This is a genomic window from Streptomyces sp. Z26, from assembly GCF_003665095.1.
Taxonomy (GTDB): Bacteria; Actinomycetota; Actinomycetes; order Streptomycetales; family Streptomycetaceae; genus Streptomyces; species Streptomyces phytohabitans.
The window spans coordinates 779,310-799,841 of record NZ_RCHV01000002.1; the positions used below are offsets into that span (position 1 = coordinate 779,310).

The following is a 20,532-nucleotide window of genomic DNA, read 5'->3' on the forward strand; positions in this document are numbered from 1 at the left end:
CGTCCCCCGCCGGGAACGCCCACCGGAGGCAACCACCCGACCGTACCTCTGTGCTAGCGCACCGTCACCAGGGGAATTGCCCCCTCCGGGCGGCGAACGCGGAGGAGTGGGGCGTTCGCGTCAGGTGCGGGCCGTACGGATGCGGGTCAGCCACTCCTCGCCCAGCCGTCGCCCGTCGGGGAGTTGGTCGCGCCGGTCGTGGCGCCACGTGGTGATGATCGCCAGGACCAGGAGGCGGCACTCGCGCAGCAACGAGGCGTCGGCGCCCGGGTAGTGGGCGGCGACCTCCTCCGGCGCGTGGGCGAGGTCGAACTCGACGGGCCCCCGGCACACCGTCTCCAGGTCGATGAGGAGCGGCCCGTCGACCGTCGCGAGCAGGTTGCCCGGGTGCGGTTCGCCGTGGAGCGGCTGTTCGGGGGCGGCGCGCACGTCGATCGCGCGTGCCGTGCTCTCCAGGGTGTCCGCGAGCAGCTCCCGGTCGCCGTCCGCGAGCGCCGGGGTCTCGATGCGGTTCGCCACCAACTCCCGTGCCACCGCGATCCGTTCGGTGAAGTGCGGCACGGGGATGTGCACGCCCCGCGACCCCGCGTGCAGCCGGTGCAGCGCGTCGGCGTAGTCGGCCGGGGCGAGCGCGCCGTGCGGGGCGACGGGCTCGTGGTACGTCCACAGCGTGACGGTGAAGCCGTCCCGTTCGTACGCGCGCGGCTCCACCCGGGGGTCGGGTACGGCCACCGGGCACCCGGCGGCGGCGAGCGCCCCGGCGACGCGCAGCTCGAACGGCGCGCTCCGGTCGGTGGGCGGCGCGACCCGGGCCAGTACGTCGCAGGGCCGCAGGCGGAGGGTCAGCTTGTTGGAGTCGTTCAGTACGGTCGCGTCCTCGGCCGCCAGGCCGAGCGACGAGGCGACCGCCCGCGCGGCGGCCGTCGCGCGCCGCGCCTCCGTCGTCCGCATCCTCGCGCCCGCCCCTCCACGAAGCACCCGCCGTCACGACCCGCCGTCGCGCGCCTCGGGCGGCGCGCGGCCCGCGCACCGTACCAAGCGCGCCCGCACCCGGCTCCCCCTTTTCCCCGCCGCCCGCACGCAGGCGCCACGCCACCCGCACCCCGTACCCCGTACCCCGTTCCGCCGGGAGCGTTGACGCGGGCGCCCGCCATTCCTATGGTCGAGCACAGGAATCCCTGTACGGCGCAGGAGTCCCAGACGGCGGGAGCAGGTCGCGATGAGCAGCGGTATCGAGCAGGCGCGCAAGGCGGCGGAGAGACTGGAGTACCTCTCCGGCTTCGGGAACGAGCACAGCAGCGAGGCCGTGCCCGGCGCCCTCCCCGTCGGCCGGAACGCCCCGCAGCGCGCGCCGCTGGGCCTGTACGCGGAGCAACTGAGCGGTTCGGCGTTCACCGAGCCCCGGGCGCACAACCGGCGCTCGTGGCTCTACCGCATCCGCCCCTCCGCCGCCCACCCCCGCTTCGTACGGTCGGACAACGGCACGTTCCGCGGCGCCCCCTTCACCGACCAGGCCCCCGACCCCAACCGCCTGCGCTGGGGCCCGCTGCCCGAGCCGCCCGCCGGGACCGACTTCCTCGCCGGGCTCTGGACCCTCGGCGGCAACGGCGACCCGGCGCGGCGCAGCGGCATGGCCATCCACCTGTACGCCGCCAACTCCCCCATGGCGGAACGGGTGTTCAGCGACGCGGACGGCGAGCTGCTGATCGTGCCGGAGCGCGGCGGGCTGCTGCTGCGCACGGAGTTCGGGCTGCTGCGCGCGGACCCGGGCCACGTGGCGCTGATCCCGCGCGGCGTGCGTTTCCGCGTGGAGCCGCTGGACGCGTCCGTACGGGGCTACGTCTGCGAGAACCACGGACGCCCCTTCGTCCTCCCCGACCTCGGCCCGATCGGCGCCAACGGCCTCGCCAACGCGCGGGACTTCCAGGCCCCCGTCGCCGCCTACGAGGACGGCGGCGCGGGCACCGGCACGGACGGGGCGGCGGAGCGCCCGGTCGAGGTGGTCAACAAGTTCTGCGGGAACCTCTGGACCGCCGAGTACGACCACTCCCCGCTCGACGTCGTCGCCTGGCACGGCAACCACGTGCCGTACGTCTACGACCTGCGCCGCTTCAACGTCCTGGGCAGCATCAGCTACGACCACCCCGACCCGTCGATCTTCACCGTGCTCACCTCGCCCTCGGACACCCCGGGTCTGGCGGGCGTGGACTTCGTGGTGTTCGCGCCGCGCTGGCTGGTGGGCGAGGACACGTTCCGGCCGCCGTACTTCCACCGGAACGTGATGAGCGAGTACATGGGCCTGATCGAGGGCGCGTACGACGCCAAGGCGGAGGGCTTCGTACCGGGCGGCGGCTCGCTGCACAACATGATGTCGGCGCACGGCCCGGACCGTACGACCTTCGACCGGGCCAGCAGCGCGGAGCTGGTGCCGCAGAAGGTGGACAATGGACTGGCCTTCATGTTCGAGACCCGCTGGCCGGTGGCGGCCACCGCGCAGGCGATGGCGGCCGACCACCTCCAGGGCCGCTACGACGACGTGTGGCAGGGCCTCGAACGCCACTTCCGCCCGTGACCTGAGCAGCGCGCCCGCGACGCGGGCCCCAGGGAGCCGCCATGACCTTGTTCGCGCCGGACTCGCTCGCACTCAACCGGAAGCTCCCGCTGTGGTACCAGGTCTCGCAGTCGCTGCGCGCCTCCATACTCGGGCGCGCGCCGGACGCCCCGCTCCGGCTGCCGACCGAGGACCGGCTCGCCGAGCACTACGGCGTCAGCGTGCTGACGATGCGCCAGGCGCTCAAGGAGCTGGAGTCGGAGGGGTTGATCAGTCGGCACCGGCGGCGCGGCACGTTCATCGAGGCGGACGCGCGGCGGGTGCGGACCGTACGGCTGCTGGGTTCGGTGGACGCGATCGTGGCGCAGCAGTCGGGCGAGGAGGCGGAGCTGCTGTCGTGCCGTACGGGACCCGTACCGGCCGAACTCGCCGCGTACTTCCCGGGGATCGCGGAGACCGCCACGTACCGGCGGCTGCGCCGGGACCCGGAGAGCGGCGAGCCGACGAACTGGGCGGAGAACCTGCTGCACCCGGACGTCGCGCCGCTCGTGGACCCGGCCGACCTGGAGCGCGGGCAGCCGATGACGAAAGTGCTGCGGGACGGGGCGGGCGTGCGGATCAGCCGCATCACGGACACCGTCGAGGCGCGGCTCGCGGACCCGGAGACGGCGCAGCTGCTGGACGTGCCGCTGCTGAGCCCGATCCTGCACTACACGGGGGTGACGTACGACCACACCGGACGCGTCGTGGACGTGGCCCGCATCCACTACCGGGGGGACCGCTTCTCCCTCACGGTCACCGTGGACGCGCGCGCGGAGTGACGGGCGTGCGCGCGGACCGGCGCCGGGGAGATCCGGACAGGGCGGGGCGAGTGGGGTGGAGGAGAGTGCGGAACAGGGCATGGGGAGGGGACACGAGAACCGTCCCCCTCGGTCCTCGCGTCCCGCACGCGTGCGCTCTGCCGTACACGTGCGCGCTCAACCGGACAGACGTGCCGCCCGGCTGACGGTACGCACGCCGCTCAGCCGCGACCGCCGAAGATCGACCGGCGCAGTCGGCGCAGCGGAGCGAACACCGACACGCGGGCGCTCCTCATCTGCGTACGACTCGACACGGGGTCACGCGTGGTGATCTCCCGCATCAGCGTGGTCGCCTCGTCGGTCTGGACTTGCGGTACGGCAGGACCGGCCAGAACCGACAGATGTCGGTCCAGGCGCGAGCTCGTCGCGCCCGTGCCGCACTTCACGGCCGGTACGCGCGCCCTGCCGCGCACTGTTATCTGTTCCATGTCACTCCCCACCCATACGAGGGCTCTGGGCCCGGGCAGAGTAACCCTATCGCCCATCAGCGACACTCCGGTATCCCGGGCACTTGATTCACCTACCCCGTAAGGGCGTTGACGAACGCTGTGCGAAAAGGCGCGTGCGGGACCAGGGTGCATGCCGGATCATGGGCGCCATGTCCGACGACCCCCGCGCCACCGACGACGGGAGCCCCGTCCTGCCCTCCTCCGAGTCGCCCACGCCCACCGAGAAGACCCTGCCCGTCCGGCTGAACGTCGACGACAACGACTCGCCCTGCGACGTCATCGACGCCCTCTTCCTGGGCCGCTTCACGACCGGCGAGCAGCCCTTCGCCCGCAGCCACTCCGTGGACCGGGTGAAGAAGGACCGCACACTGCTGCCACCCGGCGCCACCGTCCTGCGGGACGCGCGCGACGACGACCGCGGCGCGGTGCTCGCGGAGGGCGACGGCTGGACGGTGCTGGTGTCGCGCTGGAACGAGGGCGCGGACGTCACCGTCACCGGGGTCACCGCGGAGCTGGCCGAGGCGCAGCTGAAGCGCGCGGTGGACGGCGCGGAGGACGAGCCGGAGCCGCAGCCGGAGAACGTGTCGATGGGCTTCTGGTACCACTCGCCGCGCCGGGGGCCGTTCCGCACCAGCCGTACGATCACGGCGGGCGCCTGGGACGAGGTGCGCGGCAACTACACGGCGCCGGTCGCGGACGCCATGGGCGAGCTGATGAAGGTCACGCCCGACGACATCTCCGGGCGGCTGCTCCTGCTGCACGGCCCGCCCGGCACGGGCAAGACGTCCGCGCTGCGCACGCTGGCGCGCTCGTGGCGCGACTGGTGCCAGGTGGACTGCGTACTGGACCCGGAACGGCTGTTCAACGACATCGGCTACCTGATGGACATCGCGATCGGCGCCGACGACTCCGAGCCGGGCAAGGAGCGGTGGCGGCTGCTCCTGTTGGAGGACTGCGACGAGCTGATCCGCGGCGAGGCCAAGTACGCGGCGGGCCAGGCCCTCTCGCGGCTGCTCAACCTCACGGACGGGCTGCTCGGGCAGGGCCGCAACGTGCTCGTCGGCGTCACCACGAACGAGGACCTGGAGCGGCTGCACCCCGCCGTCGTACGCCCCGGCCGCTGCCTCGCCCGGATCGAGGTGGGGCGGCTGACCCGCGGCGAGGCGGTGGGCTGGCTCGGCACGCCGGACGGCGTCGGGCGGGACGGGGCGACGCTCGCGGAGCTGTTCGCGCTGCGGCGGGGCGGCTCCCCGGCGTCGGTGCCGACGCAGCCGCGCGGCGAGTCGGGGCTGTACCTGTAGGACGTACGGGGGTGGGGCGTACGGGCCGGGGCGTACGTACGGCGTGCGAGCTGGGCGTACGGCCCCCGCGGGCGCTGCCGGAAGGTGCGCGCGCGAGTACGGCGGGGCGTACAACCAACGGGGCACCTGGTGGGTCTTTCGTGGCGAGACATTCCATATGGGGGAAAGGTTCAGACACATGCGTACTCGTTCCATCCGCCTCGCCACCGCCACCGCGACCGTGGCCACCCTGGCCGGCGCGGGCCTGTTGACCACCGGGCCCGCCATGGCGGCCACCGCGGGGGCGGCCACCGCCGCGCCCGCGTTCCTCGCGGCGGACGAGCTGCCGCCGCACCCGTCGTCGCCCTGGTACGCGGGCGGCGTCACGCAGGGCCTGCCCGACCCGCTGCCCTTCTGCATGGACGCGTCCGTGCCGGACGGCGACGGCACCTGGCACCGCTCGTACCACACCGAGCTGGACACCGAGGCGAGCCAGGTCAGCGTCGTCACGGACAGCCCGCAGGAGGCGGCCGACCTGGTCGCGACCCTGGAGGAGGGCTACGCGAACTGCACCGACGAGTGGCTCGCGGACAACCCGGAGGGCACCGCCTCCTGGGAGGACTACGGCACGGTCGACACGAAGGACGGCGCGCACGTGTACGGCACGAACACGTCGCTCCCCGAATCCTCGTACGACGCGCACCTGTTCGGCGTCGGCCGGGACGGCGCCACGGTGACGGTCGTGTCGTGGGGCCAGATGGGCACGCTCGACGACGCGCCCGTCGCGGACTTCAAGGGCACGGTCGGCACGGCGCTCGACAAGCTCTGACCCGCCGACGGGCCCCGGCCCGCGGCTGACGCCTCCACGGCGGCGTACGGGACGGACTCACTCCGGCTCGTACGCCGCGCGCAGCGCGTCCTCCACGGCGGCGCGCGCGGTGGCCCGGTCCAGGCCGAGCCGCCGCGCGCGGCGCGCGAACGCCTGGGCCGCGTCGGCCAGTTCGCGGTCCGCGGCGGCACCGGCGGCGGCGACGAACGTGCCGTTGCGGCCGCGCGTCTCGATCACACCGTCCGCCTCCAGCGCGCGGTACGCCTTGGCCACGGTGTTCGCCGCCAGTCCCAGCTCACCCGCGAGACCGCGCACCGTGGGCAGCCGGTGGCCGACGGGCAGGGTGCCGTCGCGGGCCTGCCCGGCGATCTGGGCGCGGAGCTGCTCGTACGGGGCGTCCGCCGCGCCCGTGTCGATACGGATCTGCAAGGTCACGCGTACGTACTCCGCTTCCGGTCGGGTTCGGGCGGTCGTCGGCCGGGGGGCGACCGCGGCCGATTCTCCCCCAGCGCGCGGCGGCTCCGTACGCGCCGGGGCCGTGCGCGCGGGCGCGCGTACGGGAGGTGCCGGGCCTCAGCCCTCCAGGCGGGCGCCGACCCGGTGCAGCGCCTCGGCGACGACGGCCAGTTCGTCGCGTTCCAGCACGTCGATCAGGGACTCCCGGACGGCCGCCACGTGCCCGGGGGCCGCCTCCTCCAGCGTTCGGCGCCCGTCGGCGGTCAGCACGGCCAGCACGCCGCGCACGTCGGTGGGGCAGGAGCGGCGGGCCACCAGGCCGCGCTTCTCCAACTGGCCCACCTGGTACGTGAGTCCGCTCTTGGACGTGATCAGCCGCGCGGCCAGCTCCGTCATCCGGACCTCGCCCTCGGGGGCGGCGGAGAGGAGGACCAGGATCTCGTACTGCGTGTGGGAGAGGCCCGCGTCCTCCCGGAGCTGCTGTTCGAGATGGCGGGCCACGAGGTTGCTCGCCCGCAGGAAGCCCGTCCAGGCCGCCATCTCGCGTTCGTCCAGCCACCTGGTCTCGGTCATGCCGACCAGTCTACTGGTTGTTCAAATTCGAACCACCCGCTACGCTCACCCCCCATAGTTCGAATTTGAACCACGCGTCCCGTACCGCCGCAGGAGGCCCCGCATGACGTCCCCCCACGCCACCACGACCGCGCCGCACTCCCCCGGCGACGGCCCGTTCGCCGGGCCGCCGCTCGGCACCGACGTGGGGCTGCTCGTCCTGCGCCTCGCGCTCGGCCTGACGATGGCGGCGCACGGCGCGCAGAAGCTGTTCGGCTGGTTCGACGGCGGCGGGCTCGACGGCACCGGCCAGTTCTTCACCTCGGTCGGCTACCCCGCCGGTGACGCCATGGCCGTCGTGGCCGCGCTCACCGAGACCTTCGGCGGGCTCGCCCTGGCCGTGGGCCTGCTCACCCCGCTCGCGGGCGCCGCCGTACTCGGCACCATGCTCAACGCGCTCGCCGTGAAGTGGGGCGACGGCTTCTTCGCCCCGACCGGCGTCGAGTACGAACTGCTGCTCGTCGCCGGTGCCGCCGCCCTCACCCTCACCGGCCCCGGCCGCTACGCCGCCGACGCCTTCGTCCCCGTCCTCCGGCACCACCGCCTCACGCACGGCGCCGGGGCCGTGCTGCTCGCCCTCGTCACCGCCGGGGCCGTGCTGCTGCTGCGCGACTGACCGCGCAGGGCGCCCACGGCCCGGCACACCATCCGTGCACGCCCGCACCACCCGTACACCCGCGATCCGGAGGAGAGGCAGCCATGGACGGCGTCAGCGCGAACGGGAACGGCGGCGACGGCCGCATGCCGGTGCTGTATCTGAGCCACGGCGCACCGCCCCTCGCGGACGACGCGCTGTGGACGGGGCAACTCGCCGCGTGGGCCGCCGAGTTGCCCCGGCCGCGGGCGATCCTCATGGTCTCCGCGCACTGGGAGTCGGCGCCGGTGACGCTGTCGGCCACCCGCACGGTGCCGCTTGTGTACGACTTCTGGGGCTTCCCGGAGCACTACTACCGGGTGACGTATCCGGCACCCGGCGCGCCGGAACTGGCCGAGCAGGTGAGGGGTCTGCTCGGCCGTCCGGTGACGCCCGTACGGGACGCGCCCGAACGCGGCCTGGACCACGGCGCGTACGTGCCGCTGGTCGAGATGTACCCGGACGCCGACGTGCCCGTGCTCCAGCTGTCCATGCCCACGCTCGACCCGGAGACCCTGCTGCGGCTCGGGCGCAGGCTCGCCCCGCTGCGGGACTCCGGGGTGCTCGTGGTGTGCAGCGGCTTCTTCACGCACAACCTGCGCGGGCTCAGCTGGGGCACCGGGCCGGACGAAGCGCCGGGCTGGTCACGGGAGTTCGACGCGTGGGGGCGGGAGGCCCTGGACCGCGGCGAGGTCGACGCGCTCCTCGACTTCGAACGGAAGGCGCCCGCCGCGCTCATGGCGCACCCGCGTACGGAGCACTTCGCGCCGCTGTTCGTCGCGCTCGGCGCGGCCGGGTCCGCGCTCGACACGCAGCGCACCGTCATCGACGGCTTCTGGGGCGGACTGGCCAAGCGCTCGGTGCAGTTCGGCTGAACGGCCGCCCCACCCCGGGAGTGGCCCCGGCCCGCCCGGGTCGGCAGCGGTCGGGAGCCGCCGTCAGGGCCGCGGGGCGTCGACCGACCACGACGGCTGCGCGTTGAGCGCCGCCACGTCCTCGTCCGTCACCCGCCGCGTACCGGCCCGCATCCGGTCCAACTCCGTCTGCGTCAGCACGTCCTCGATCCGGCGGAAGCCCTCCGGGGCGCGCTGCGCGACGGTGTCCAGCACCCGGTCCGCGGCCATGTCGCGGCAGGCGGCGAGGATCCGGTTCGCCGGGGCGCGCCGGGCCTCCTCGTACGCCAGCAGCCCCGCCGCCGGATCGCCCGGGTGCCGGGCCAGGGCCCAGGCGAGGACGCGGGCGTCGAGGACCGCCTGCGAACCGCCGTTGGAGCCCACCGGCAGCATCGGGTGCGCGGCGTCGCCGAGCAGCGTGACGCGCCCGTCGGTCCAGGAGTCCAACGGGTCGCGGTCCACCATCGGGAACTCCAGCACGGTCGGCGCCGCGCGCATCAGCGCGACCACGTCGAGGCCGTCCACACGCCAGTCGTCGAAGTGCGGCAGGAGGTCCGCCAACCGGCCCTCGCGCGCCCAGTCGGCGTCCTCCGGCGCGGTGTCCGGCACGGCGTTGGGCGCGGCGACACGCACCTCCGCGACCCAGGCGACCCGCTTGTCGGCCAGCGGGTAGACGACGACGCGCGCGGGCCGGTAGCTGCCCGCGACGAGCATCGTGCGGCCGTCCAGCGGCAGCGGCGCCTCCGTGACGCCGCGCCACATCCGGATGCCGTTCCAGCGCGGCGCGCCCTCACCGGGGTGCAGGCGGCGGCGTACGGCGGAGTGGAGGCCGTCGCAGCCCACCAGCACGTCGGCGTCGACCTCCTCCCGTCCCCCCGGTCCGCCACGGACGGTGGCGGCGGTGCGCCGCAGCACGGCCCGTACGCCGTCGGGGCGCCGCTCGTACGTCTCCAGGGCCAGCCCGGCCCGTACGGCGTCCGGGCCCAGCCGGTCCCGTACGGCGTCACGCAGCACACGCTGCAACTCGGCGCGGTGGACGGAGAGTTGCGGCCAGCGGTAGCCCGCGTACCGGCCGCGCGGGTGGCTCACGACGGTGTTGCCGTGCCGGTCGGCGTAGACCAGCTCGCGCGGTTCGGCCGCCACCTCCGCCAGCTGCTCGCCGAGGTCCAGCTCGGTCAACTCCCGTACGGCGTGCGGCAGGAGGTTGAGCCCCGCGCCCTCGGCCACCGGCGGCGGGCACGGGTCGACCACGACGACACCGCCACGGAACCCGGCGGCGTGCAGGCTGAGCGCGGCGGTCAGCCCGCCGATGCCCGCCCCGGCGATCAGCACTCGCAGGCCCTCGTCCATCAACTCCGCCCCCTGGCCGCGTGCTTGGCGTCCGGCATCCTCGGGCTCCCACGGTACCGGGACACTCCCCCACCTGCGCCGCCCGGTCCGCGACGACGTGGCCCGGGCGGAGACCTCGGCCCGGACCCGGGCGGGCGCCGCCGGGTCTCAGCCGATGTCGAGCGCCGTCCCGTACAGCCGTTCCACCCTGAGCCGGAGGACCAGCCGGCGCTCGGTGACCAGTTCCGCGAGGAAGGCCGCCTCGTCCTCCGGCCGCGCGTCCTCCGGAACCGCCGCGAGCAGCTCCCGGCCGACGGCGTCCCCCGGCACGGCCGTCGTCGCGGAGAGCTCGGCCGACCCCTCGGCGACGGCGAAGGACCAGACGTCCCCGCCCGGCACGTGCAGCGCCGCACGCGGATCGCGCCGCACGTGCCCGACCTTCGCGCGATCGGCCGTGGTGGAGAAGCGGAGCGTGCGCGACCCGGCGTCCCAGTCGTACGCCATGGTGGTCAGGTGCGGGTGGCCGCTGCGTTTGACGGTGGCGAGCGTGCCGAAGCGCTGTGCGCCGAGCAGGTCGGAGAGTTCTGCGTCGGACAGCGCGCTGGGTGCCGGTCTGCGGGTCATGACAGGTCCAACACCCGCGGGCGTCCGGTCATTTCACCGGCGCGGGCGAGCTCCCGCCCGGGACCGCGTACGGGCGGCCGGTCCCGGGCGGAGGGCACTGGCGGAGAACCCTGGCGGTCAGGGGGCCGGGGGCGCCCACGCGCCGAGCATGTCCGTCATCGCGTCCGTCAGCGCGAGTTGGAGCAGCGGCCCGTACGTGACGCGGCCGACGCCGAGGCGGCGGAAGCGCTCCAGGTCGTGCTTCACGGGGTGGGCGGTCGAGTTCACGGGTACGGAGACGGCGCCGGTCACCGCCGTGAGCAGCGCGTCGTCGTCCTGGATGCGCACCGGGTAGACGCTGTCGGCACCGGCCTGCTCCAGGGCCCGGAGCCGTTCGACCGCCTCGTCGAGGACGGCGGCGGGGTCGGCGGCGTGGAGGAAGAGGTCGGTGCGCCCGTTGATCCAGACCGGGACGCCCGCGTCGTCGGCGGCGGCGCGCAGCCCGGCGACGTAGTCGGCGTGCTCGCGCGTGTCGCGTACGCGGCCGCCCTCGGAGTGGACGGTGTCCTCGACGTTGAGGCCGACGCCGCCGACCGCGACGAGTCCGGCGACGAGGTCCGCGGGCGTCTGCCCGTAACCGGCCTCCAGGTCCACGGACACGGGTACGTCGACGGCCGCGACGATCGGCCGGACGGCGGCGAGCACCTCCTCGAAGGTCTGCCCCTCCTGGTCGGCCGCGCCACGGGAGTCCGCCAGGGGGTGGCTGCCTACGGTCAGCGCGGGGAAGCCGGCGGCGGCCGCGGTCCGCGCGGACCAGGCGTCCCAGACGGTCGGCAGTACGAGCGGCTGGTGTTCGGCGTGCAGTTGCCGGAGGCGCTGAGCGCGCGCGACGGTGCTACGGGAGTCCATGCGGAGGACGCTACCCCCGCGCGCACCACCCGCGTGCGGCGCACCGCCGCGCGCCGTACGCGCTACGGCGCGTCGTCCGGCCCCTTCGTGGCCGCCGCCTCCTCCGGCCCGGCGTCCGTCGGGTCCGTGCCGGCCGCCGGGGCCGCCTTCGGGCGCCGCTTCGGGAGCAGCGGACGCAGCCACGGCCAGACCAGGAGCAGCGCCATCACCCCGTACACCGTCACCGAGAACGGGGTGTTGACCAGCCCCGACAGGTTGCCGTCGCTGAGTTGGAGCGCGCGGCGGAGCTGGAGTTCGGCGCCGGGGCCGAGGATGACGCCGATCACGGCGGGCAGCACCGGCAGCCCGAAGCGGCGCATCAGCAGCCCGATCAGGCCGATGACCAGGAGGATCACCAGGTCGACGGGCTGGCCGCCGATCGCGTACGCGCCGACCGCCGCGAAGAAGAGGATGCCGGAGTAGAGGTACGGGCGCGGGATGCGCAGCAGCTTCGCCCACACCGGCGCCAGCGGCAGGTTCAGCACCAGCAGCAGCACCATGCCGACGAACAGCGACGCGATCAGCGCCCACACCAGGTCGGCCTCGCGCTCGAACAGAAGCGGTCCGGGCTGGATGCCGTACTGCTGGAACGCCGCCAGCATCACCGCGGCCGTCGCCGTCGTCGGCAGGCCGAGCGTCAGCATCGAGCCGAGGGTGCCCGCCGCGGAGGCGGACGACGCGGACTCGGGTCCGGCGACGCCCTCGATGGCGCCCTTGCCGAACTCCTCCGGGTGCTTGGAGAGCCGCTTCTCGGTGACGTACGAGAGGAACGTGGGGATCTCCGCGCCGCCCGCCGGGATCGCGCCGAAGGGGAAGCCGATCAACGGGCCGCGCAGCCACGGCTTCCACGTGCGCCGCAGGTCGTCCCGGTCCAGCCAGGGGCGGCCCACGGGGATGGACTGCGCGGAGTTGCGGCGCAGATGGGCCGCGACCCACAGAGCCTCACCGATCGCGAAGAGACCGACGGCGACGATGACGACGTCGATGCCGTCGGACAGTTGGAGGCTGCCGAAGGTGAGCCGTTCCTGGCCGGTCATCTGGTCCAGCCCGACGAGGCCGAGCGTGAGGCCGATGAGCAGCGACGCGAAGCCGCGTACGCGTGAGCTGCCGAGCACCGAGGTGACCGCGACGAAGGCGAGCACCATGATGGCGAAGTAGTCGGGGGCGCCGATGTCGACGGCGAGCTCGGCGACGGCGGGCGCGAGCGCGACGAGCGCGATCGTGCCGAGGACGCCGCCGGTGAAGTGCCCGATGGCGGCGGCGGCGAGGGCCTGCGCGCCTCTGCCGGCGCGCGCCATCGGGTTGCCCTCGATGGCGGCGACGACGGCGGCGCTCTCGCCCGGCGTGTTCAGCAGGATCGACGTGGTGGAGCCGCCGAACATGCCGCCGTAGTAGATCCCGGCGAACATGATGAACGCGCCGGTCGGGTCCAGCCCGTATGTGACGGGCAGCAGCAGCGCGACGGCCATCGCCGGGCCGATGCCCGGCAGTACGCCGATGGCGGTGCCGAGGAGGACGCCGACGGCGGCCCACAGCAGGTTCAGCGGGGAGAGGGCCGTGCCGAAGCCGCCCAGCAGGGAGTTGAGGGAGTCCATGGCGGCTACAGCACCTCCATCAGGGGGCCGCCGGGCAGGGGTACGCCCAGCAGGTTGTTGAAGACCACGAAGGTCACCACCGACAGGACGGCCGCGACGAGCGGGTCGCGTCGCGGGTTGCGGCTGCCCAGCGCGTACGACGAGCCCCAGAACAGCAGCGCGCCGGACGCGGGGAAGCCGAGCGGTTCGATCAGGACGGCGTTGGCGAGGAAGATCCCGGCGAGCAGCGCGACGGTGCGCCAGTCGCCCGGCTCGTCGAGGTCGACGTCCTCGCCGCCCTCGGCCTCGCCCCTGCCGCCGCGGAGGACGTCCACGGCGAGCAGTACGGCGACGAGCAGCAGCCCGGCGCCGACCACGTACGGAACGGTCTTGGGACCGACGGGGCCGCGCTGCGCGAAGCTGGTGTCCATGGTCAGGGCGTCGCCGAGGACGAGGACGCCGACGGCGAACAACAGCGCGCACAGGCCGAGTTCGGACCGGCCGCGCAGTGCGGCCCGCCAGCCGGTGGGGCCGTCCCCGACGGCGCTACGGGGGGTTGCCGCGCCGTCGGGGACGGTGGCGCCCTGGGGGGAGGGGGCGCCGTTGGGGAGTGGTCGGTCGTCGGACGGTACGGAGGCCGTTCCGGTTCCGGGGTCGGACGGTACGGGCGCGGTGGCGGAGGCGGCGGCGGAGTCGGCGGCCGGTACGGGCTCGGCCTCGGGAGCGGCGGGGGTGCCGGTCGCGGGCGCGTCCTCGGGACCCTCTCCGGCGCCCTTTCCGATCGGGTCGTTCACAGTCCCAGCTCCTTCAGCACCGAGTCGGCGCGCTTCTCCTGGGCGGTCAGGAAGCGCCCGTACCGCTCGCCCGTCTGGAAGGCGTCGTCCCAGCCGTTCCGCTCGAGCGAGTCGCGCCACTCCTCCGTGCCGTGCAGCTTGCGGAAGAAGCGGATCAGCCGGTCGCGTTCCTGGTCGTCGAGGCCGGGCGGGGCGACGACACCGCGCCAGTTGGTGAACTCGACGTCCAGGCCCGCCTCCTTGAGGGTCGGCGCGTCGAACTCCGCCGTCCGCTTCGGGCCGGTGACCGCCAGCAGCCGCAGCTCGCCGGACTCGATCTGGTCGCGGTACTCGCCGAGGCCGGAGACGCCGAAGGCGACCTTGCCGCCGAGGACGGAGGCGAGGAGTTCGCCGCCGCCGTCGAAGGGCACGTAGTTGACGTCCTTCGGCTCGATGCCCGCGGCGCGCGCCATCATCATCGGCGCCAGGTGGTCGGGCCCGCCGGGCGACGAGCCGCCGCCGACCGGCACCGAACCGGGCTTCTTCGCCCAGTCGGCGCGCAACTGCTCGAACGTCCGGTACTTCGAGTCCTTCGCGACGACCACGATGTTCGGCTCCTCGACGAGGCGCGCGATCGGCGTGGTGTCGCTGAGCGTGGACGGCGAGTGGTTGGTCTCCGCCGCGCCGACCACGCCGAGGCCCATGAGCATGGCCAACTTGCCGTTGCCGCGCTCGTTGACGAGTCGGCTGAGGCCGACGGTGCCGCCCGCGCCGGGGAGGTTGAAGACCTCGATGTTGTGGTTGAGCCCGGCGTCCTCGGCGTCCTTGCCCGCCGTACGGGCGGTGATGTCGTAGCCGCCGCCCGGCGTGTTGGGGACCATGATCTGGAGGCCGGGGATGTTGGTGCCGGTCTCGGCGCCGTCGCCCGTGGTGAGCAGCGGCGGCCCGACGAACACGAGCAGCGCCGCCCCGAGCAGAGCGAGGAGGGTACGCGGTCGCACGTGTGACACCGCCTTCCGTACGAGGGGGAGGGGGACGGGTGGTACGCGGGGAGGAACGAGGGCGACGACCCGTCGGGAACGGGCGGCCGCACGTGGGGTGTGAGACCGCCCACATGTTTCCTACGGCGGGGGCCGCTGTCTCGCTTCTGGTCTTAAGGAGAGTTGTGGTCGTTGTGTTCGCGGCCGTCCCCGGCCTCGCGCACCGGCACGCGGGGCGCCCGTACGGGCCGTGGGCGCCCCTTCCGTGACGGCCGGGGGCCTCTCCGGAAACGGCGCGGCAGCGGGCCGTCGCCGGAGGGCGAGGAGCCGCGGCGCGGGGAACGCGGCGCGGGAACGCGTACGCCCTCGGTGGACTTCGGCGGCGACGGCACCCGCGACCTGGCACTCGGCGACGACGGGAACCGCGCGGGCGACCCCGGCGGGGAGGAACCGGCCGGGGTGCGGGGCGCGTTCACCGCCCACCCCGGCGGGGGCGACCTCGCCGCCCGGGTTCACCGGGGGCGGCTCACAGGAAGCGGCGGATCGGCACCACGGACGCCTCGCGCATCCGTTGCAGCCGTGAACGCTTGCGCCAGCGGACACCGCAGATCAGCTCGCTGTGCGCCAGGTCCTCCTCGAAGTGCGCGTCGAGGGTCGCGGTCAGCCCCTGGTCGAGGACGGCGAGCATGACCTCCTCGTCGTGGTCCAGGGAGCGGCGGTTGAAGTTCGTCGAGCCGATCAGGGACGCCACCCCGTCCACGGTGATGACCTTCGCGTGCATCATCGTCGGCTGGTACTGGTGGATGCGTACGCCGCACGCGATGAGGTCCTCGTAGTGCCACTGGCCCGCCAGTTGGCACACGCGCTTGTCGGTGTGCGGCCCCGGCAGCAGTATCTCCACCTCGACTCCGCGCCGCGCCGTGGCGCAGAGCAGCTCGACGAAGTACGTGTCCGGGGAGAAGTACGCGGTGGCCAGCCGGAAGCGCTCCTCCGCCGATTCGAGCATGACGCGGATCAGGGTCTGCATGTCCTGCCAGCCGAAGCTCGCGGAGCCGCGCACCACCTGCACCACGGCGTCGCCGTGCCGTCCGTGCTCGGAGAAGCGGTCGCGCTCGTCGAACAGCGCCTCGTGGCACTCGGCCCAGTTCTGCGCGAAGGCGGCCGCGATGCCGTCCACGGCGGGGCCGCGGACCTCGACGTGGGTGTCGCGCCACTCGTTCTCGTTGCGCGCGTCGCCGCACCACTCCTGCGCGATGCCCACCCCGCCGGTGTACGCGGTGTGTTCGTCGACGACGAGAACTTTGCGGTGGCAACGGTGATTCTGCTTCAGCGGGGAGAGGTAGAGCGGCTTGCGGAACCAGGCCACCTGCACCCCGGCCCGCTCCATCTCCGCCAGCTGCTCGGCGTCGATCAGCCGGCTGCCGAAGCCGTCCAGCAGCAGCCGTACGCGCAGCCCGGCGCGGGCCCGTTCGGCCAGCGTCTCCGCGAACTCCCGGGCGATGTCGCCGGTCCAGTACACGAACGTCATCATGTCGACCGTGTGCTGGGCGGAACGGATTCCGGCGAGCATCGCGGCGAAGATCTCGTCGCCGTTGCGCAGCGGGACGATCGCGTTCCCGTCGGTCGCGGCGATGCCGATCAGCCGCTCCAGCCGCCGTCGCATACGGACGGCGCGGTCCTCGGCCGAGACGGCGGCCCGCGGTCCCGGTGCGCCCGTCGCACCGGGAGCACCCGCAGCCCCGGGGGCCTCGGGAGACCCGGGGGCACCGGGTGCCTCCGGGGTGTCGGGCGTGCGGGGTCTCCGCTCCGGGGACTCCGGCGCCTGCGGGGTTTCCTGCGCGGTCATCACGTCACCTCACCGACACGGACGGGGACCCCGGAACCGGGAGCGGCCCGGCGGGGGTTGGCTGGCGGCAGCCGATGGTACCCGCACCCGGGGACGGCCAGGTGACGGGCATATGCGAGCGGTGGCCGATATGTGCCGCGCGGCGAAACGGCCGTGCCGCGGCGGCATGGAACGGGCGCGGCGGGGCACCCGGTGCCCACACACCCTCACAAGGGTCGACTCGGGAGGCCCCATGGTCATCGGCATCGTCGTCGTCTGCGCGGTACTCGCCGTGCTCGCTTTCTTCGTGCCGCGACTCTCGCGGCACCCGGAGCGCGGCACCCAACGCACCCTGGGCCTCGGCTCCAGGGCGGGCAGCAAGGCGCCCGGCCCGCTGGGCCGCCTGCTCAGCAAGCCGTTCCGCAGCAGCTCCAAGGCGGTCTCGCGCAGCGGTGCGGCGGGCCGTCGGGGTCGCGGCCGCATGCCGTTCTGACCCCGGACGCGGCGGAGGCGCGGCAGGCATACGGACCTGGGGCCGTACGGGCGTGAGGCCCGTACGGCCCCAGGCGCGTGGGCCCGTACGGCGCGGGGCGCGTGCGGGAACTCCGCGTACGGGAACTCCCTTCCCTCGCACGCGAGTTGACGTACGGCATGGCGCGCGGCGGCGGCGGACCGGTCAGAGACGGGCCGAGGCGCGTGTCCGGACATGTCAGGGTACGGACTCCTCCGTCGGGCGCCTTCGACGGCCGAAGCCTTAGCTGCCCGTCATCGCTTCCTTAAGCCCTCCGTAAGAGCGGCCTCCGCGCGAATTCCACGGCTAGCGTGCTGATCGATGACGCACCCCCCGCAGCAGCCGAAGGAGTCCCCACGATGAGCGCTCGGACAGCCATGACAGGGCAGGGCGCCGAGACCGCCCGCCGGGTAGCCGTCCGCACGGCGGCGTGCGGCATCGCGCCGCTCGCGCTGATCCTGACGACCGCGGAGACCGCGACCTCGCACGGTTCGATGACCGACCCGGTGAGCCGGGTGTCGGCCTGCTTCGCGGAGGGCCCGGAGAACCCGCAGTCGGCCGCGTGCAAGGCGGCCGTCGCGGCCAGCGGCACGCAGGCGTTCTACGACTGGAACGAGGTGAACATCGCGGACGCCGCCGGCAAGCACCGGGAGATCATCCCGGACGGCGAGCTGTGCAGCGCGGGCCGCGACAAGTACAAGGGCCTGGACCTGCCCCGCGCGGACTGGCCCGCGAGCGACGTGAAGTCGGGCCCGCACAGCTTCTCGTACAAGGCGACGGCCCCCCACAAGGGCACCTTCCAGATGTTCATGACGAAGGAGGGCTACGACCCGACGAAGCCGCTCAAGTGGTCCGACCTGGAGGCCGAGCCGTTCGCGGAGGTCACCAACCCGGCGCTGGAGAGCGGCTCGTACGTCTTCGACGGGACGATCCCCGAGCGCTCCGGGCGCCACCTGATCTACAGCGTGTGGCAGCGTTCGGACAGCCCCGAGGCGTTCTACACCTGCTCCGACGTCGACTTCGGCGGTTCCGGCGCCAAGGCCGACGACGGCGCGGACGCGGCGGAGGCCGGTGCGGCGCCCGCCGCACCCTCCGACGAGCAGATCGCCGCGGAGCGCGACAAGTCGACGGTCGACCACAACGGTCACGGCGGTGACGCGCACGGCTCCCACGACGGGCACTCCGCCGACGACGGCGCCGCGGGCGCCGACGAGTCGGGCGTGCGGCCGAACGGCGGCGGCGCGAAGGAGGTCGAGGGCGCCGAGAAGAAGGCGCCGAACCTGGCCGAGACCGGCGGCGACGACAGCACCACCGGTATCGCCATCGGCGGCGCCGCGGTACTCGCGGTCGGCGCGGGCGTCGTCTTCGCGACGATGCGCCGCCGCCGCGCCTGACGGTCGGGGTCGGCCCACCCCCCCACCGGGTCGGCCCCGACCGCACCACCCGCCCCACGTTCCACCGCCCCACCCCCGCCGTCCCGCCCGGCCCCACGACGGACGCGACGGACCCCCACCGGGGCACGGCAGACTCCGTACGGCACCAGCCCGCCGTACGGCCGTGCGACCGGCGTCGCCGCCCCACTCCGCGTGCTCACAAGGCGGCGGCGCCGGTCCCACATCTCGTACGGGCCGGACGCGTACGGGTCCCCCACCCCGTACGCGTCCGGCCCGTACGTCCCCCGCGCGGCGCGCGTCCCCCACGGCGTGCGTCACCGACGACCACGGCCGCCCGGCCCTTCCCAGGGGGGGTGCCGCCCTCTCCGCACGACCACGCCGTACGGGCCCGGCCCAGGCCCCGAGGGAGCGGCGTGGCACGGCGCGGAGAGGGCGGTCCGGCGGGACGTGTCGGTGCGGGCGCGCGTCTGGGAGCGCCGGGGGCGCGCGCCTAGGATCGGACGCATGACGACACAGATGGTGGAGGTCACGTCCCAGTCCGAACTCCGTGAACTCGTCGGCGAACCCGCCCGGCACACCCTCGACAAGGCCCGCCCCGCGCTGCACGCGCTCGACCGCGAGTGGCTGACCCGCTCGCCGCTCTGCCTGATCGCGACCTCGGACGCGGACGGCGGCTGCGACGTCTCCCCGAAGGGCGATCCGCCGGGCTTCGCCAAGGTCCTCGACGACCGTACGCTCGCGATCCCGGACCGCCCCGGCAACAGGCGGATCGACACCCTCCGCAACATCCTCGCCAACCCGCGCGTCGGGTTGATCTTCCTGATCCCCGGCCGCGGCGACACCCTCCGGATCAACGGACGGGCCCGGATCGTACGGGAGGCGCCGTTCCTCGACGAGATGGTCGTACGGCGCAACCGGCCGAAGCTCGCGATCGTCGTCGACGTGGACGAGGTCTACCACCACTGCTCCAAGGCGTTCCTGCGCTCCGCCACCTGGCAGCCGGAATCCTGGGAGCCGGACGCGATGCCGAGCCGGGCCCGTATCGCCAAGGCGCTGGACCGTCCCGACGAGTCGCTGGAAGCCCTGGAGACGTACTACGGGCCGCGCTACGCGGAGAAGCTGTACGGCTGAGCCGGTCGGGTCGCCCGCGGGGCCGGGGCGACGGCTCCACGGGCCGGGCTCTACCGCTGGGGCGGGGCGCCGGGAGGTGGTTCCAGCAGGGGGAGGTCGGCCTTGGTGAGCGTCGTGGTCACGAGCAGGTCGGTGATCAGGTTGTGGTTGAGGGCGTTGCCGACCGGCTGCGGCACCTCGTCCTCGACCAGTCCCGGCACCCCGTGGTCCCGGCTCAGTCGGGCGCGGACCTTGGAGACGATGTGCGCGGCCCGGCTCGGCCCCCACTTCTCCCCCGGCCGCAGCCCGCCCAGTTCGAAGGCGGCCTGGGCCCACGTCAGGGGCTGCGGCTGCGGGTCGTTCTGGAGGTAGCGGCGGCCGAGGCAGACGAGTACGAGCCGTTCCTCCGGGGTGAGGCGACGTGGCTCGCGGTCGCTGGTGTCCTGCTCGTACGCCTCGGGCGCGCCCGCCGCCCCCGCCGCGCGCGGCTGCGCCGCGACGATCCGCACCTCCAACAGGTGCTCCTGGCGCGGGGAGACGACGAACAGCGGGGTGTAGCCGGACGTCAGCTCCACCCGGTCGCCGTTGAGCACGAGGCGCGAGCCGGGGAAGCGGATGGGCAGCTTCCCGGTGTTGGTGAGCACCCAGCGCGCGTACGTACGGCTGATCACGCCCTGGCGCCTGCTCACGCACGTGTCGCCGACGCCGACGCAGACGTGCACGTCGGGCTCGTTCCGGCCGAAGAGGAGGGTGAAGTCCGTACCGGGGGCGACGCTCATGCCGCCGTTCGCGCCGAGCACGAACAGCGTGCCCGTACGAGCCGGGGGGACCCCTCGGCTGAGCGTGCCGATGTCCTTCGGCAGAAGGCTCACCCTGTGCGCCGTACCGGCCATCGCGTACGTCCCTCCTCCCGGCCCGCGC

At 74.1% G+C, this 20,532-nt stretch carries 20 protein-coding genes and 1 pseudogene; 9 read left to right on the plus strand and 12 right to left on the minus strand.

The window, feature by feature from the left end:
- Window positions 1-120: 120 nt before the first annotated feature.
- A complete protein-coding gene (locus tag D7M15_RS03410) occupies window positions 121-951 on the minus strand; it encodes an aminoglycoside phosphotransferase family protein (RefSeq protein ID WP_121516119.1) in 831 nt (276 codons plus the stop codon).
- A 268-nt stretch (window positions 952-1,219) separates the two neighbouring features.
- Between D7M15_RS03410 and hmgA the strand changes: the two genes are divergently transcribed.
- Together hmgA and D7M15_RS03420 are read left to right on the plus strand one after the other, a co-directional pair.
- On the plus strand, window positions 1,220-2,572 hold the full coding sequence (gene hmgA / locus D7M15_RS03415) for a homogentisate 1,2-dioxygenase (RefSeq protein WP_121516120.1): 1,353 nt from the start codon (window positions 1,220-1,222) through the stop codon (window positions 2,570-2,572).
- Window positions 2,573-2,613: 41 nt separating this feature from the next.
- A complete protein-coding gene (locus D7M15_RS03420; protein WP_121516121.1) occupies window positions 2,614-3,372 on the plus strand; it encodes a GntR family transcriptional regulator in 759 nt (252 codons plus the stop codon).
- Window positions 3,373-3,572: 200 nt separating this feature from the next.
- Here D7M15_RS03420 and D7M15_RS03425 read toward each other — a convergent pair whose 3' ends face one another.
- A complete protein-coding gene (locus tag D7M15_RS03425; RefSeq protein WP_121520149.1) occupies window positions 3,573-3,839 on the minus strand; it encodes a hypothetical protein in 267 nt (88 codons plus the stop codon).
- Between the two features lie 170 nt (window positions 3,840-4,009).
- Here D7M15_RS03425 and D7M15_RS03430 point away from each other — a divergent pair, with 170 nt between their 5' ends.
- Window positions 4,010-5,161, plus strand: coding sequence for a DUF5925 domain-containing protein (locus D7M15_RS03430; protein WP_206337313.1), 1,152 nt, complete (start codon window positions 4,010-4,012; stop codon window positions 5,159-5,161).
- Between the two features lie 178 nt (window positions 5,162-5,339).
- Window positions 5,340-5,969: a hypothetical protein gene (locus D7M15_RS03435; protein ID WP_121516123.1), complete on the plus strand. Its 630-nt coding sequence runs from the start codon at window positions 5,340-5,342 to the stop codon at window positions 5,967-5,969.
- Window positions 5,970-6,026: 57 nt separating this feature from the next.
- On the opposite strand, the gene D7M15_RS03440 is transcribed toward D7M15_RS03435, so the two are convergent.
- Entirely contained in the window at window positions 6,027-6,404 is a 378-nt protein-coding gene (locus tag D7M15_RS03440; RefSeq protein WP_121516124.1) for a GntR family transcriptional regulator, read from the minus strand.
- Window positions 6,405-6,542: 138 nt separating this feature from the next.
- Entirely contained in the window at window positions 6,543-6,998 is a 456-nt protein-coding gene (locus D7M15_RS03445) for a MarR family transcriptional regulator (protein ID WP_121516125.1), read from the minus strand.
- A 103-nt stretch (window positions 6,999-7,101) separates the two neighbouring features.
- On the opposite strand from D7M15_RS03445, the gene D7M15_RS03450 reads away from it, so the two are divergent.
- Together D7M15_RS03450 and D7M15_RS03455 are read left to right on the plus strand one after the other, a co-directional pair.
- A complete protein-coding gene (locus tag D7M15_RS03450; protein WP_121516126.1) occupies window positions 7,102-7,653 on the plus strand; it encodes a DoxX family protein in 552 nt (183 codons plus the stop codon).
- 83 nt (window positions 7,654-7,736) lie between these two features.
- Window positions 7,737-8,546, plus strand: coding sequence for a class III extradiol ring-cleavage dioxygenase (locus tag D7M15_RS03455; protein WP_121516127.1), 810 nt, complete (start codon window positions 7,737-7,739; stop codon window positions 8,544-8,546).
- 63 nt (window positions 8,547-8,609) lie between these two features.
- Here D7M15_RS03455 and D7M15_RS03460 read toward each other — a convergent pair whose 3' ends face one another.
- The 7 genes and pseudogenes from D7M15_RS03460 to D7M15_RS03490 all read right to left on the minus strand — a co-directional run bounded on the left by D7M15_RS03460 (window position 8,610) and on the right by D7M15_RS03490 (window position 16,434).
- Window positions 8,610-9,914 (minus strand): FAD-dependent monooxygenase, encoded by a 1,305-nt coding sequence (locus D7M15_RS03460; RefSeq protein ID WP_121516128.1) that lies wholly within the window; start codon window positions 9,912-9,914, stop codon window positions 8,610-8,612.
- A gap of 147 nt (window positions 9,915-10,061) precedes the next feature.
- Window positions 10,062-10,517, minus strand: coding sequence for a TIGR03618 family F420-dependent PPOX class oxidoreductase (locus tag D7M15_RS03465; RefSeq protein WP_121516129.1), 456 nt, complete (start codon window positions 10,515-10,517; stop codon window positions 10,062-10,064).
- Window positions 10,518-10,634: 117 nt separating this feature from the next.
- Window positions 10,635-11,405: an isocitrate lyase/phosphoenolpyruvate mutase family protein gene (locus D7M15_RS03470; RefSeq protein ID WP_121516130.1), complete on the minus strand. Its 771-nt coding sequence runs from the start codon at window positions 11,403-11,405 to the stop codon at window positions 10,635-10,637.
- A gap of 62 nt (window positions 11,406-11,467) precedes the next feature.
- Window positions 11,468-13,039 carry a tripartite tricarboxylate transporter permease gene (locus D7M15_RS03475; RefSeq protein ID WP_121516131.1) on the minus strand — a complete coding sequence of 524 codons (1,572 nt, stop codon included), beginning with the start codon at window positions 13,037-13,039 and terminating at the stop codon, window positions 11,468-11,470.
- Between the two features lie 5 nt (window positions 13,040-13,044).
- Window positions 13,045-13,527, minus strand: a pseudogene (locus D7M15_RS29485) (tripartite tricarboxylate transporter TctB family protein); the annotation flags it as partial.
- Window positions 13,528-13,808: 281 nt separating this feature from the next.
- Entirely contained in the window at window positions 13,809-14,792 is a 984-nt protein-coding gene (locus D7M15_RS03485) for a tripartite tricarboxylate transporter substrate binding protein (RefSeq protein WP_121516132.1), read from the minus strand.
- Between the two features lie 505 nt (window positions 14,793-15,297).
- Window positions 15,298-16,434, minus strand: coding sequence for a phospholipase D-like domain-containing protein (locus D7M15_RS03490; RefSeq protein ID WP_206337314.1), 1,137 nt, complete (start codon window positions 16,432-16,434; stop codon window positions 15,298-15,300).
- A gap of 415 nt (window positions 16,435-16,849) precedes the next feature.
- On the opposite strand from D7M15_RS03490, the gene D7M15_RS03495 reads away from it, so the two are divergent.
- The 3 genes from D7M15_RS03495 to D7M15_RS03505 all read left to right on the plus strand — a co-directional run bounded on the left by D7M15_RS03495 (window position 16,850) and on the right by D7M15_RS03505 (window position 19,632).
- Complete coding sequence (locus tag D7M15_RS03495) at window positions 16,850-17,089, plus strand: DUF6411 family protein (protein WP_121516134.1); 240 nt, start codon at window positions 16,850-16,852, stop codon at window positions 17,087-17,089.
- A gap of 395 nt (window positions 17,090-17,484) precedes the next feature.
- Window positions 17,485-18,501 (plus strand): lytic polysaccharide monooxygenase, encoded by a 1,017-nt coding sequence (locus D7M15_RS03500; protein WP_121516135.1) that lies wholly within the window; start codon window positions 17,485-17,487, stop codon window positions 18,499-18,501.
- 504 nt (window positions 18,502-19,005) lie between these two features.
- Window positions 19,006-19,632 carry a pyridoxamine 5'-phosphate oxidase family protein gene (locus D7M15_RS03505; protein ID WP_240649114.1) on the plus strand — a complete coding sequence of 209 codons (627 nt, stop codon included), beginning with the start codon at window positions 19,006-19,008 and terminating at the stop codon, window positions 19,630-19,632.
- Between the two features lie 50 nt (window positions 19,633-19,682).
- Here D7M15_RS03505 and D7M15_RS03510 read toward each other — a convergent pair whose 3' ends face one another.
- Entirely contained in the window at window positions 19,683-20,483 is an 801-nt protein-coding gene (locus D7M15_RS03510) for a hypothetical protein (RefSeq protein ID WP_240649115.1), read from the minus strand.
- Window positions 20,484-20,532 lie beyond the last annotated feature (49 nt).